Annotated in this window: 15 protein-coding genes; 11 read left to right on the top strand and 4 right to left on the bottom strand. The window is 38.1% G+C overall.

Annotation, left to right across the window (positions count from 1 at the left end):
* Positions 1–81: 81 nt before the first annotated feature.
* Genes SCSC_RS05270 through SCSC_RS05260 form a run of 3 tightly spaced genes read right to left on the bottom strand, consistent with a single transcriptional unit; the run spans position 82 to position 1,936 of the window.
* Positions 82–897: a TIGR03943 family putative permease subunit gene (locus SCSC_RS05270; protein ID WP_006268763.1), complete on the bottom strand. Its 816-nt coding sequence runs from the start codon at positions 895–897 to the stop codon at positions 82–84.
* The gene (locus tag SCSC_RS05265) at positions 894–1,799 is read right to left on the bottom strand and encodes a permease (protein ID WP_003025126.1); all 906 of its coding nucleotides are present in this window, start codon (positions 1,797–1,799) and stop codon (positions 894–896) included. The genes SCSC_RS05270 and SCSC_RS05265 overlap by 4 nt, the downstream gene beginning before the upstream one ends.
* Positions 1,796–1,936, bottom strand: coding sequence for an SPJ_0845 family protein (locus SCSC_RS05260; protein WP_006270662.1), 141 nt, complete (start codon positions 1,934–1,936; stop codon positions 1,796–1,798). The genes SCSC_RS05265 and SCSC_RS05260 overlap by 4 nt, the downstream gene beginning before the upstream one ends.
* A 119-nt stretch (positions 1,937–2,055) precedes the next feature.
* Between SCSC_RS05260 and SCSC_RS05255 the strand changes: the two genes are divergently transcribed.
* The 8 genes from SCSC_RS05255 (at position 2,056) to SCSC_RS05220 (ending at position 8,268) form a co-directional block, all read left to right on the top strand.
* On the top strand, positions 2,056–4,185 hold the full coding sequence (locus tag SCSC_RS05255) for a Tex family protein (RefSeq protein WP_006270724.1): 2,130 nt from the start codon (positions 2,056–2,058) through the stop codon (positions 4,183–4,185).
* On the top strand, positions 4,172–4,621 hold the full coding sequence (locus tag SCSC_RS05250) for a SprT family protein (RefSeq protein ID WP_006270655.1): 450 nt from the start codon (positions 4,172–4,174) through the stop codon (positions 4,619–4,621). The genes SCSC_RS05255 and SCSC_RS05250 overlap by 14 nt, the downstream gene beginning before the upstream one ends.
* Before the next feature lie 104 nt (positions 4,622–4,725).
* A complete protein-coding gene (locus tag SCSC_RS05245; RefSeq protein ID WP_037566279.1) occupies positions 4,726–4,998 on the top strand; it encodes a PspC domain-containing protein in 273 nt (90 codons plus the stop codon).
* A gap of 49 nt (positions 4,999–5,047) precedes the next feature.
* Positions 5,048–5,569, top strand: a complete 522-nt coding sequence (locus SCSC_RS05240; protein WP_022524549.1) for an NUDIX hydrolase — start codon at positions 5,048–5,050, stop codon at positions 5,567–5,569.
* Between the two features lie 110 nt (positions 5,570–5,679).
* The gene (hprK, locus tag SCSC_RS05235) at positions 5,680–6,612 is read left to right on the top strand and encodes an HPr(Ser) kinase/phosphatase (RefSeq protein WP_006270696.1); all 933 of its coding nucleotides are present in this window, start codon (positions 5,680–5,682) and stop codon (positions 6,610–6,612) included.
* Positions 6,605–7,378, top strand: a complete 774-nt coding sequence (gene lgt / locus SCSC_RS05230; RefSeq protein WP_006270687.1) for a prolipoprotein diacylglyceryl transferase — start codon at positions 6,605–6,607, stop codon at positions 7,376–7,378. Before hprK ends, lgt begins: the two co-directional genes overlap by 8 nt.
* A 17-nt stretch (positions 7,379–7,395) precedes the next feature.
* Positions 7,396–7,779 carry a DUF948 domain-containing protein gene (locus tag SCSC_RS05225; protein ID WP_006270690.1) on the top strand — a complete coding sequence of 128 codons (384 nt, stop codon included), beginning with the start codon at positions 7,396–7,398 and terminating at the stop codon, positions 7,777–7,779.
* A 15-nt stretch (positions 7,780–7,794) separates the two neighbouring features.
* On the top strand, positions 7,795–8,268 hold the full coding sequence (locus SCSC_RS05220) for a YtxH domain-containing protein (RefSeq protein ID WP_006270707.1): 474 nt from the start codon (positions 7,795–7,797) through the stop codon (positions 8,266–8,268).
* Positions 8,269–8,357: 89 nt separating this feature from the next.
* Here SCSC_RS05220 and SCSC_RS05215 read toward each other — a convergent pair whose 3' ends face one another.
* Positions 8,358–8,645: a DUF3270 domain-containing protein gene (locus tag SCSC_RS05215; protein ID WP_006270666.1), complete on the bottom strand. Its 288-nt coding sequence runs from the start codon at positions 8,643–8,645 to the stop codon at positions 8,358–8,360.
* 138 nt (positions 8,646–8,783) lie between these two features.
* Here SCSC_RS05215 and SCSC_RS05210 point away from each other — a divergent pair, with 138 nt between their 5' ends.
* The 3 genes from SCSC_RS05210 to SCSC_RS05200 all read left to right on the top strand — a co-directional run bounded on the left by SCSC_RS05210 (position 8,784) and on the right by SCSC_RS05200 (position 13,487).
* Positions 8,784–9,713: a peptidase U32 family protein gene (locus SCSC_RS05210; RefSeq protein ID WP_037566276.1), complete on the top strand. Its 930-nt coding sequence runs from the start codon at positions 8,784–8,786 to the stop codon at positions 9,711–9,713.
* A gap of 128 nt (positions 9,714–9,841) precedes the next feature.
* Positions 9,842–11,128 (top strand): peptidase U32 family protein, encoded by a 1,287-nt coding sequence (locus SCSC_RS05205; RefSeq protein WP_006270660.1) that lies wholly within the window; start codon positions 9,842–9,844, stop codon positions 11,126–11,128.
* A 697-nt stretch (positions 11,129–11,825) separates the two neighbouring features.
* Positions 11,826–13,487 (top strand): ribonuclease J, encoded by a 1,662-nt coding sequence (locus SCSC_RS05200; protein WP_006270681.1) that lies wholly within the window; start codon positions 11,826–11,828, stop codon positions 13,485–13,487.
* The last annotated feature ends 51 nt before the right edge of the window (positions 13,488–13,538 follow it).

Here is a 13,538-nt window from a genome sequence, read left to right as displayed (position 1 = left end):
TATCATAATTGCTCACAAAAGAGCATAATAGGAGACCTAGAGAAATAGTTCTCAGGTCTTCTTTTGTTTATTCAATGTGGGTTAAAAGACACGATAGACATAAGGATTGCTAGGTTTTTCAACTTTCTTGAAACTATCTATTTCAAGCATTGGTAAACTTTGGCCTAGCTGTTTGTGGTAGCGAATCGTAATTTTCCCGCTCGCTCTTATCCAGGTGTTATTTTCGAAATGCTCAGTATTTCCAGTTGTCAGAAGTCCATAAACCCCTGAATCGGCGATACAATGAATAATGCCAAAGCGGAACAAAAATTGACTTTTAGCATCGCTTGGATCATTATAGACGAAACCGGTAAATTCTAGTCGTTTTCCAGCAAATTCATCTGGATAATCATAAAGAACTTCCATGACCTCCATATAATTTTCATTCGTAACAGAGATGGTATCTTTTTTCAGATATTTTTTTGCAGCTGCCCGCATTTCCTTCTCGTAAGCACTTTTAGTAAAATAGGTACTGGTATCAGGCTTCAGGTATTGATTGGTAGTACCTTCATCAGCCTGAATGCTCTTTGAACTACCATCAGCTAGAGGAAAATGGTAGCCCTTAGCAGAAACGGTTGTAGAGTCCAAATTGACCGTTGGAAAGAAGAGAGCAACGATAAGTGGTACAACAAGAAAAGCAATACTAGCAAATTTTGCCGAACGACTCGTCAGATGGCTGTGTACTTTCATTTTTTTCATCCAGACAATGAGCTGGACAATGGCTAGCACGAAAGAAAGAACCATTGAAATATATGCCAAATAAGAAAAATGCATATTGATGTATTGATTGAGCTTGCCAGAAAGTTGCAAATACATGGTAATTTCAAAATAACCAGCTAAAATTAGAAAACGAATCATAGCACTACCCCCACAAGCCAAGAATAAATGACGACAACTAAACTAACAATTCCAATAAATTGCCAGATGAATCGTCCTTTGAGGTAATTTTTCATCATGAGGATATTTTTCACATCTAGCATTGGTCCAATGACGAGGAAAGCGAGAACTGGTGCTAAGCCAAAACTAGAAATGAGCGAACTTCCGATAAAGGCATCTGCTTCACTGCAAAGTGAGAGAAGAAATGCAAGCAGCATCAATAGCAAAATAGCCATAAGCGGTGTTGCACTAATGGAAGTCAGGATGCGTGTAGGCACATAGACTTGGACAATACTGGCAAAGAGACAACCAAAGACTAAGTAACGACCTGTATCAAAAAATTCGTCAATAGACTGCACAAACACTTGAAATACTTTCTTTGGCTGACTTAAATGGGAGAAGTCGTGTTCATGCTGAATGACTCGATTCTCTTTTTGAATAGTTGCTGTGTTGAGAAAGCCAAAGAAAATTCCTAGAACAATTGCTACAACAATAGAGCCAAGAGCTCTGAGCAAAGCCATTTTAAAGGAATTCCCGAAAGCAGAGTAAGTCGCAAAAAGAACAATGGGATTGATAACAGGTGCTGTCACCATAAAAGGTACAGCTGTGTAACTCGGTACTTTCTTTTCCAAAAAGCGATTGATAATAGGGACAATTCCACATTCGCAAGAAGGGAAAATGAAGCCAATAAAAGTACCAAAGAAAATTCGACACCATTTATTTTTAGGCAGATAGCGATAAACTTTGTCTGGTGTGATATAAACCTCTATAAAACCTGAAATAATACTCCCAATCAGCACAAAAGGTAGTGCTTCAATAATAATGGAGAGGAAAATCGCACCAGCTTGCAAAACGCTAGGTGGTAGTTGATTAAAAAAACTCATAACTTTTTAGCCTTTTGTTCTTTTTTAATCTTTTTTTCTTTTTCATCAGGAAATTCTATTTTTTCGATTTTAGGTAACGTTGCAAATTCTTCAAACATTTTATCTAAATCATCTGAACGCGTAAATTTAATAGCCATAGCAGCCTCCTTTTTCTTTTTTACTATTATACTATCATTTTGAAGATTATGGTGAAATAAAGTTGTGTGAATTATTTTCCCCTATGTAATAAAGTTTGGAATATGATATAATATTTTTTATGGAAACAAATATTATTGAAATCGCACAAAGTTTAAATGTTAGTCAAAAACAAGTTGAAAAAGTTCTTGAATTGACAGCTGAAGGCAATACCATTCCTTTTATTGCTCGTTATCGGAAAGAGATGACGGGGAATTTGGATGAGGTAGAGATTAAGGCTATTCTTGATTTGGATAAAAGTCTGACGAACCTCAGAGAGCGTAAGGCAACGGTGCTGGCAAAGATTGAAGAACAAGGAAAGCTGACGGACAAATTGCGTGCGGCCATTGAAGCAGCTGAAAAGTTGGCTGATGTGGAAGAACTTTATCTTCCTTACAAAGAAAAGCGTCGGACAAAAGCTACGATTGCACGTGAAGCAGGACTTTTTCCTTTGGCACGACTCATATTACAAAATGCTGCCACTCTTCAAGAGGAAGCAACTGCCTTAACTAACGAAACATTTCCGACAGCAGAAGCAGCTCTAGCTGGAGCTGTAGATATTTTAGTGGAAGCCATTTCAGAAGATGTACAACTGCGTGCATGGACCTATCATGAAATACTGAAAAATTCAAGCATTGTTTCAACTTTGAAAGATGCAAATTTGGACGAAAAGCAAGTATTTCAAATTTATTATGATTTTTCTGAAAAAATTGCGGATATGCAAGGTTATCGGACCTTAGCTTTAAATCGGGGTGAAAAGCTAGGTGTTCTTAAAGTTGGTTTTGAACATAATGTAGAAAAAATCATCCGCTTTTTTGAATTGCGGTTTAAGATTAAAAATAACTACATTCATGAAGCAATCCAACAAGCAGTGAAAAAGAAAATCATTCCAGCTATGGAACGTCGGATTAGGGCAGAATTGACCGAAACTGCAGAAGACGGAGCGATTCAGCTTTTTTCAGATAATCTGCGAAATCTGCTCTTGATTGCGCCACTCAAAGGGCGCGTAGTACTCGGTTTTGACCCAGCTTTCCGGACAGGAGCTAAGCTAGCAGTCGTAGATGCAACTGGAAAAATGCTGACAACTCAGGTTATCTATCCTGTTCCGCCAGCAAAAGCAGCACAAATTGAAGCTTCTAAGCGAGAACTGTCAGACTTGATTGAACAATTTGGCGTTGAAATTATCGCTATTGGAAATGGAACAGCCAGTCGAGAAAGTGAAGCATTTGTTGCTGAAGTGCTGAAAACTCATCCCAATGTCAGCTATGTTATTGTAAATGAAAGTGGTGCATCTGTTTATTCAGCTAGCGAATTGGCGCGGCATGAATTTCCTGATTTGACCGTTGAGAAACGCTCGGCTATCTCGATTGCCCGACGTTTGCAGGATCCGCTTGCAGAGTTGGTTAAAATTGATCCGAAATCAATCGGTGTTGGGCAATACCAGCATGATGTTAGTCAGAAGAAATTATCTGAAAGCTTGGATTTTGTTGTAGATACCGTTGTCAATCAGGTTGGCGTTAATATCAATACTGCAAGTCCCTCTCTTCTCTCTCATGTAGCAGGATTGAACAAAACGATTTCTGAAAATATTGTCAAATATCGTGAAGAAGAAGGTATGATTCATTCGCGTGAAGATATTAAAAAAGTGCCTCGCTTGGGTGCTAAAGCATTTGAACAGGCAGCAGGTTTCTTACGGATTCCCGAAAGTGACAATATTTTAGACAATACAAGTGTTCACCCAGAGAGTTATCCAGCTGTTGAGAAATTATTCCAAATGCTAGCAATTAAAGACTTGAATCAAGATGGTCAGGAAAAATTACAGTCATTGGATGTAGCCAAGGTAGTTACCGACTTGGGAATAGGGGAAGCAACACTTAAAGACATCATTGCAGACTTACTCAAGCCAGGTCGAGATTTACGCGATTCGTTTGATGCACCGGTTCTTCGTCAAGATGTTCTTGATATAAGAGATTTACAAATTGGACAAAAATTAGAAGGTGTTGTACGTAATGTCGTTGATTTTGGTGCTTTTGTGGATATTGGTATTCATGAAGACGGCTTGATTCATATTTCGAAGCTCAGCAACAGCTATGTCAAACATCCAAGTCAAGTTGTCTCTGTCGGTGACTTGGTAACCGTTTGGGTAGATAAATTGGATATAGAAAGAGAAAAGGTCAATCTTTCCTTGGTGGCACCGCGTGAATCTAACTAACTATATTAGACAAGTTTCTTTGGAAGATTTTGGCAAGGAATTTCATCATGAAGCTGATTGGAACAAGCGTCTCCTCTCAACGGGCGGACGCTTTTTTCCAAAAGACGGTCATCTCGATTTTAACCCTAAAATCTATGAACAGTTTGGCTTAGAAACCTTCCGAAAAATTGTTCGTCATGAACTTTGTCACTATCATCTTTATTTTGAAAAGAAAGGCTATCGACATAAGGATCGAGATTTTAAGCAATTATTGAAAGCTGTGAACGGTTTGCGCTACGCACCAACTTTATCAAGACAACCAACTGCAAAAATTCTTATTTACCAATGCCTGCATTGTCATGCACAGTACCATAGAAAAAGACGGATCAATACTGAGCAGTATTGCTGTGGCAGTTGCCAAGGAAAACTCATTTTTGTCAGACAGTTGCAGTCTTAATGACTATTTTGGAGAAATAATAAGAAATCCGCCTAGGGACGGATGGCGTGATGACTAAAATGTGCTACACTAGATTTAGTATCAATGAAAGAGGCTAAATGATGATGAAAACAAAATTTTATAAATTACGCCGAAATAGCGCTGTATCAGGAGTCTTGGCTGGTTTGTCTGACAAATTTGGTTTGGATGTTGGTCTCGTTCGCTTTTTATTCGTTTTATTTACTATCTTTAACTTTGGCTTAGGGATTATCATCTATATCATCTTAGCAGCTGTGATGCCTTACAAGGAAGATGTGGAAGAAGAAATGTATGGAACAGGACCTCGTAAGCGCAAAGAAGCAGAAGCTATCAAAGAAGAAGATAGTTGGTTTTGGTGATTATAATAGAATAAGAGTTTGTTTATAGATGCAAAAAGGAGTTCATGCAATGGACTCTCTTATTTTTGAAGGAGAAGAGATGGAATATTGGGATGCTTACGATGAGTATCGGGAAAAAGTTGGATATAAATTGCTCAGAGGAGAAGAGATTCCGGAAGGGAAGTACCATCTTTGTGTCAATGTCTTTGTTCGTCATATAGATGGGGAATTTCTCTTAATGCACCGCAGTCCTAAAAAAGAGATTCATCCTAACTATTATGAGTTTGGTGCAGGAGGAAGTGTGCTGGCTGGTGAAGATAGCATGACCGCAGCCTATCGTGAATTGCGGGAAGAAACTGGTCTAATTCCTATAGAACTACAACTGATTGAGCAAGTGACGTCATCTAATGATCGCTGTCATTTTGATTTTTATGAGGCCGTCGTGGCAGAGAAAACGGTGAGGTATCAAGAGAGTGAAACGGATGGTCACATCTGGTTGAAGTCTAGTGAGCTTCGATCTTTTATGGAGCGATATCCTGTATTTCAAAATCAAAAACAAATTGTAGAACAAATGATTCAGTCAGAGGACTGATGGGTACTACAGATATTCGAATCCATTTTCTTTGCAAAATCAAAGATGAAACTCTCTTTTAGTCTGAAAATTTGCTATAATAGATAAAGAAATTATCAAAGGGGAAAAATATGGCTGTAAGGATCAAAGATCTATTAAATAAAGTCAGATTAAATGTGGTTTATGGTGATGAGAAGATGTTGGAAAAAGAGATTACAACATCTGATATTTCTCGTCCTGGACTTGAAATGACAGGCTATTTTGACTATTACACACCAGAACGTATCCAGCTAATGGGAATGAAAGAATGGTCTTACTTGATGAAGATGACCTCTCACAATCGCTATCAAGTTTTACGGAAAATGTTTGAACGAGACACTGTTATGATTGTGGCGCGTGATCTGAAAGTACCTGATGAGATGTTGAAGGCTGCGAAGGAAAACAAAATTGTTGTTCTCAGCAGTCATACACCGACAAGTCGTTTGTCAGGTGAAATTTCTAGCTATCTAGATTCACGTTTGGCTGAACGAACCAGTATTCATGGCGTTCTAATGGATATTTATGGCATGGGTGTTTTGATTCAAGGAGATAGTGGAATCGGGAAAAGTGAAACTGGCTTGGAATTGGTCAAACGCGGTCATCGCCTGGTGGCTGATGATCGAGTAGACATCTATGCCAAAGATGAAATGACTCTCTGGGGTGAGCCAGCTGAAATTTTGCGCCATTTACTTGAGATTCGTGGTGTCGGGATTATTGATGTTATGAGCCTTTACGGGGCAAGTGCTGTAAAAGATTCATCCCAGGTTCAGTTGGCTGTTTATCTGGAAAATTATGATGTCAATAAAACATTTGATCGTTTGGGAAACAATGGTGAGGAGTTTGAAGTATCAGGTGTGGCTATTCCAAGAATCCGCATTCCTGTGAAAACGGGTCGCAATATTTCGGTAGTGATTGAATCGGCAGCGATGAATTACCGCGCAAAAGAAATGGGCTTTGATGCAACGAAGACATTTGAGGAACGCTTAACCAATCTTATTAGTAAAAATGAGGTGGCTCATGATTAATCCAATTGCATTTAAGATAGGGCCTTTTAGTATTCGTTGGTATGCGATTTGTATTGTGACAGGTTTGATTTTAGCTGTCTATCTAGCTATGAAAGAAGCACCAAGGAAAAAGATTATTCCAGATGACATTCTTGATTTTATTCTTGTTGCATTTCCTCTGTCGATCGTTGGGGCTCGCATTTACTATGTCATTTTTGACTGGAACTATTATGCTAAAAATCCTGCTGAGATTTTTGCTATTTGGCACGGGGGAATTGCTATTTATGGTGGTTTAATTACTGGAGCGATTGTCTTATATTTCTTCTCCCAACAAAAATTCATTAACACACTAGACTTTTTAGATATTGCTGTTCCAGGTGTAATGATTGCTCAAAGTCTTGGGCGATGGGGCAATTTCTTCAATCAAGAGGCTTACGGAGCGATTGTTAAACGTTTGGATTACTTGCCAAGTTTTATGCGCAACCAAATGTATATTGATGGGCATTATCGGCAACCAACTTTCCTTTATGAGTCGGTTTGGAATTTGTTAGGATTTGCTTTAGTGATGGTTGCGAGAAGAAAGAAAAATTTCCTCAAACGTGGAGAAATGACTGGATTTTATCTTATTTGGTATGGAATAGGTCGCATGGTGATTGAAGGTATGCGAACAGATAGTCTCATGTTTGCGGGCTTGCGTGTGTCACAATGGTTGTCTGCTGTTCTAGTGGTCGCAGGAATTATTCTTATCATTTACCAAAGAAAAAAAGTAGATACCCCTTATTATTAAAAAGTTAGGAGAAAAAGATGCTTGAAATTGCTTATAGTTTAGTGGCCCTTGCTTTGATTGCTTTGATTGTTTATACGATTTTCTTAGTCAGGAAAATCTCAACTGTCGTTGATGAAACAGAAAAAACAATTCAGGTATTGACAACGGATGTCAATGTGACACTCTATCAGACAAATGAATTGTTAACCAAAGTGAATGTTTTAGCAGATGATATTAACGGGAAAATGACAACAATTAATCCACTTTTCACTGCAGTTGCAGATTTGTCAGAGTCAGTTTCAGATTTAAATGATTCTGCTCGTCATTTGAGTAAAAAAGCTGCTACAGCAGGTAAAAATAGTGTAAAAGCTGGCGCAACTTTATCGGTCTTACGGATGATTACAAAACTATTTAAAAAATAAGAAAGAAGGTTTATTATGGGTAAATTTTCATCAATCCTTTTAGGAACACTCTCTGGAGCAGCTGCAGCAGTATTTCTCACTAGTAAAAAAGGAAAAGAAGTGACGGCTAAGGTTTCAGATTTCATGAATGAAGTCAAAGAAAATCCAGAGAATGTTAAAGATCAAGTAGTACAAAAAGCCAATCATTTCTCTAATCAGGCTGTAGAAGCAGTCAATCAAGCTAAAGAAAAGGTTGAGAGTGGAGAAATTACAGGTGAAACAATTCTTGGCTCTGTTAAAGAAGCGACGACACAAGTAGTTGAATTTTCACAAGAGAAATTTCAAGAATGGCGAGAAAAAATGGCGCCAGAAGGGATTTCACCAGAAGAATTAAAAAAAACAGCTCCAGAATCAGCAGAAAAAGAAGATTCTCCTGAGGACATTGTCATTGATTTGACAGAAACTGAGGAAACAGAAATGGAAAACGAAGATAAAAAAATTGAGGATTAATACCTCAATTTTTTTATCTGTTTAACTGAATCGATTTGCATCACAATAAAAACAGTGCCTTTGAAAAAGCAGGCACTTCAATCCCAAAACTATTTATTTCTTTTTCGACGAATAAATGCTTGCTGCACTTTGATACACACTAAGCTAACAGCGATTGCTAAAGTAAAGGCTAGAAATGTATTTACTTTAATTGACAAAAACAAAAAGCTAAACAAAGCTGTCAAGATACAGAATGTCGCAATATTCACGAAAAACAACAATTCTTTCAGGTTTGGATTCGTTTTTGCTTTAGGAATATAATCTTGATAAAGGGGATATTGTTCTTGTTCTAGATAAGTGTAGTCCTCTTGATAGGACTGATATTTTCTTGCGGTCATGTTCTCTCTCCTTACAGTACTCTCTTATTTTACCATGATTTCAATTAGATAAATATTACATAACGATTACAAAACGGCTAAAAATGCTTTTCAATTTAAAAAATAGAAGTGAAATCAAAAATGTGGTATAATTTTAACATGGAAAAGATAATCATTACAGCAACTGCTGAGAGTATTGAACAAGTAAAAGAGCTTTTAGAAGTAGGTATAGATCGCATATATGTTGGTGAAAAAGAGTATGGACTTCGTCTACCCCATGCTTTTTCTTATGAGGAATTACACCAGATTGCAGATTTGGTTCATAAAGCTGGTAAAAAGCTGACAGTAGCTGTCAATGCGTTAATGCATCAGGAAATGATGAATCATATCAAGCCTTTTCTTGATTTTTTAGTGGATATTCAGGCAGATTATATTACTGTGGGAGATGCTGGTGTGTTTTATGTGTTAAAACGTGACGGTTATCCGTTTAAGACGATTTATGATGCCTCGACTATGGTTGCCAGCAGTCGTCAGGTGAACTTCTGGGGACAGAAAGCAGGCGCTTCTGAGGCGGTTTTAGCACGGGAAATTCCATCGGCAGAATTGTTTAAAATGCAGGAAGTGTTAGAAATTCCTGTTGAGATACTAGTCTATGGTGCTAGCGTCATTCATCATTCTAAGCGACCGCTTTTGCAGAATTATTACAATTTCACTCATATTGATGACGAAAAGAGTCGTGAGCGTGACTTATTCTTGGCAGAGCCGAGTGATCCGAATAGCCATTATTCTATTTTTGAGGACAATCATGGGACGCATATTTTTGCGAATAATGATTTGGATATGATGACGAAACTTGGAGAATTGGTAGAATATGGCTTCACACATTGGAAGCTTGAAGGGATTTATACACCGGGACACAATTTTGTTGAAATTGCCAAACTCTTTGTGCAAGCGCGTGAATTGATTGAAACCAATCAATTGACACATGATCAGGCTTTCCTATTAGATGAGCAAGTTCATCAATTGCACCCCGAGAATCGTTTTCTAGATACAGGATTTTATGAGTATGATCCAGATCAGGTGAAATAAAGAAGACAGGTGGTTGCGAGTTGTGATTGCTTGTTTGTCTTTCACAATCTATCACCTTTAGCTTGATTTCAAGCCCTTTTTACTATAAAGTGAAAAAGCTAAGTACTAGAATTTAGAAAAGAGAGAATATGACAAAAACTTTGAAAAGACCAGAAGTTCTGGCGCCTGCTGGAACGTTGGAAAAACTGAAAGTTGCCATTCGTTATGGAGCGGATGCTGTTTATATTGGCGGACAAGCCTATGGTTTGCGTAGTCGTGCAGGAAACTTTACATTTGAAGAAATGGAAGAGGGCGTTCAATTTGCTCGCGAGTATGGCGCTAAAGTCTATGTAGCTGCGAACATGGTAACACATGAAGGAAATGAAGAAGGAGCTGGAGAATGGTTCCGCACTTTACGTGATATTGGAATTTCTGCCGTTATCGTGTCAGACCCAGCTTTGATTGCCATTGCTTGCACAGAAGCGCCAGGTTTGGAAGTGCACTTGTCAACACAAGCTAGCGCGACAAACTATGAAACGCTAGAATTTTGGAAAGATTTAGGTTTAACGCGTGTGGTTTTGGCACGTGAAGTTTCCATGGAAGAATTAGCAGAAATCCGCAAGCATACTGATGTTGAGATTGAAGCTTTTGTTCATGGAGCTATGTGCATTTCTTACTCAGGACGTTGTACCTTGTCAAATCACATGAGCATGCGCGACGCCAATCGTGGGGGCTGTTCTCAGTCTTGCCGTTGGAAATATGATTTGTATGATATGCCGTTTGGACAAGAGCGCAAGAGTTTAAAAGGTGAAATTCCAGAAGAATTTTCCATGTCGGCTGTCGATATGTCCATGATTGATCATATTCCTGATATGATTAAAAATGGTGTGGATAGTCTGAAAATTGAAGGGCGTATGAAGTCTATTCACTATGTATCCACTGTTTCAAATTGTTATAAAGCTGCAGTTGATGCTTATCTTGAAAGTCCAGAAAAGTTTGAAGCAATCAAGCAAGACTTGGTCGATGAGATGTGGAAAGTGGCGCAGCGTGAATTGGCGACAGGATTTTATTATCATACGCCAACTGAAAATGAACAGCTTTTTGGAGCACGTCGTAAAATTCCGCAATATAAATTTGTAGCAGAAGTAGTGGCTTATGACTCTACCACACAAACAGCGACTATTCGACAACGAAATGTCATCAACGAGGGTGACCTAGTCGAATTTTATGGTCCTGGTTTCCGGCATTTTGATGCAGTAATTACAGATTTACACGATTCAGATGGAAATAAAATTGATCGAGCTCCTAATCCGATGGAACTATTGACGATTTCCTTGCCACATCCAGTTTATCCAGGAGACATGGTACGTAGTCGTAAGGAGGGGCTGATAAATCTTTACAAAGAGGACGGAACAAGTGTCACGGTTCGGGCATAAAATTCACTTTGAAAAAGAGGTTGGAATTATATTTCTACCTCTTTTCATTTGTAAAAAATATTTTAAAAATCTTAATGTAAACGCTTGCTTTTTCAAAAAAGAAGGTGTACAATATAATTAAAGAAAGATAAGAAAGGACTGATTCCAATGGGTATCAGAACGTTCATATTTTAAATCGTTTATGATGTATTAGTTTCTATTTGCTAATTGTTTTTCTTAATTGGAGGTATTTGATAATATTTCTGAAGATAGCATGTAGTGGTTTGTAGAACTGCATCGCGTATCGAGAACGCAGTGAAAGAATAAAGAAGAATATTATTTGATGTAGTCGATAAAAGCTTTTTAATGATTTTCACGCTTTGGTAAAAAACCACTATTGTTTTAGATGAATAAACTTGTTTTTGATATATTGTGGACAAGAAAATCATTCTTTAATAAAATAACGATGGAATCATCATAAGAATCTCTTTTCAGAAAGTTATTTTCTGAAAGTCTATCTATCACTTATTAGCAAATAGAGACGGCTCCTAGCTTTCTGTAGAAATACAGTAACTAGGAGCTTTTTTGTATGTTCTCCTCTTTGAAAAAAATCATGAAAAGTAGTATAATAAATAAAATATGCAAAATATTTGCAAAACTGTAATTCGACTTGGGAAGCCAAGGGCCGTTAGTAAGAAAAATATGAAAAGGAGAATCAATGAGCAATATTAAATTGATTGCTTTGGGCGGTGTACGTGAAAATGGAAAAAATCTTTACATCGCTGAAGTGGATGAATCTATTTTTATCCTTGATGTCGGACTAAAGTATCCGGAAAATGAACAGCTTGGTGTGGACTTTGTCATTCCAAATATGGACTATTTATTTGAAAATAAGGACCGCATTGCAGGGGTCTTTTTGACACACGGACATGCAGATGCGATTGGTGCTCTGCCTTATTTGTTGGCGGAAACAAAGGTACCTGTGTTTGGATCGGAATTAACGATTGAACTGGCTAAGCTATTTGTCAAAGGAAATGATACGGTTAAAAAATTCAATGATTTTCATGTGATTGATGAAGATACAGAGATTGACTTTGGAGGTACCATTGTATCTTTCTTTAAAACAACGCACTCCATTCCAGAGAGTCTAGGGATTGTCTTAAAAACGTCTGAAGGAAATATTGTTTATACGGGTGATTTTAAGTTTGACCAAACGGCTAGTCAGTCTTATGCAACAGATTTTGCGCGTTTAGCAGAAATTGGTCGAGAAGGCGTTCTAGCTCTTCTTAGTGATTCTGCAAATGCAGATAGTAGTATTCAAGTGGCAAGTGAAAGTGAAGTCGGCAAAGAAATCACCGATACGATTGGTGATTGGAATGGACGCGTCATAGTTGCAGCAGTTGCAAGTAATCTCTCGCGTATTCAACAGGTTTTTGAAGCCGCTGCTAAGACAGGTCGTCGTGTTGTGCTGACTGGGTTTGACATTGAAAATATCGTTCGGACGGCTATTCGCTTGAAGAAATTATCGCTTGTAGATGAGCGTTTGCTGATTAAACCTAAAGAAATGTCTAAATTTGAAGATCATGAATTGATCATTTTGGAAACTGGTCGAATGGGTGAGCCTATCAATGGCTTGCGCAAAATGTCTATTGGTCGTCACCGCTATGTAGAAATCAAAGAAGGTGATTTGATTTACATTGTTACAACACCGTCTATCGCAAAAGAGGCCTTGGTAGCGCGCGTAGAAAATATGATTTATCAAGCTGGTGGTGTTGTTAAATTGATTACGCAAGATTTGCGGGTGTCTGGTCATGGAAATGAGCGCGATTTGCAACTGATGTTAAATCTCTTGCAACCAAAATTCTTGTTCCCAATTCAAGGAGAATATCGTGAATTAGCAGCGCATGCTAAAGCTGCAATGGCTGTTGGAATGCTGCCAGAAAACATTTTTATTCCAAAACGCGGTAGCATTATGGAATATGAAAAAGGAGATTTCTTGCTTGCTGGTGCAGTCCCTGCTGGCGATGTCATGATTGACGGAAATGCGATTGGTGATGTAGGGAATATCGTTCTTCGTGACCGCAAAGTTCTGTCTGAAGATGGTATCTTTATCGTAGCTATTACAGTGAACCGTCGTGACAAGAAGATTATTTCAAAAGCAAAAGTTCACACGCGTGGATTTGTTTATGTCAAGAAAAGTCGTGATATTTTACGTGAAAGTGCTGATTTAATCAATAATACAGTTGAAGATTACCTTGCGAAAGATAATTTTGACTGGGGTGAATTGAAGGGGGCTGTACGTGACAGTCTTGCGAAATACCTCTTTGAGCAAACCAAACGTCGTCCAGCCATTTTACCCGTTGTAATGGAAGTACGTTAAGCTGGCTAAATTAGTACATTTTATATAGCAAAAAATAATGGGGTCAGGACA

The sequence above is a fragment of the Streptococcus constellatus subsp. constellatus genome, from assembly GCF_023167545.1.
Classification (GTDB): Bacteria; Bacillota; Bacilli; order Lactobacillales; family Streptococcaceae; genus Streptococcus; species Streptococcus constellatus.
Note: the sequence above shows the minus strand (reverse complement) of the source record. Positions and strands in the feature narration are given on the sequence as shown.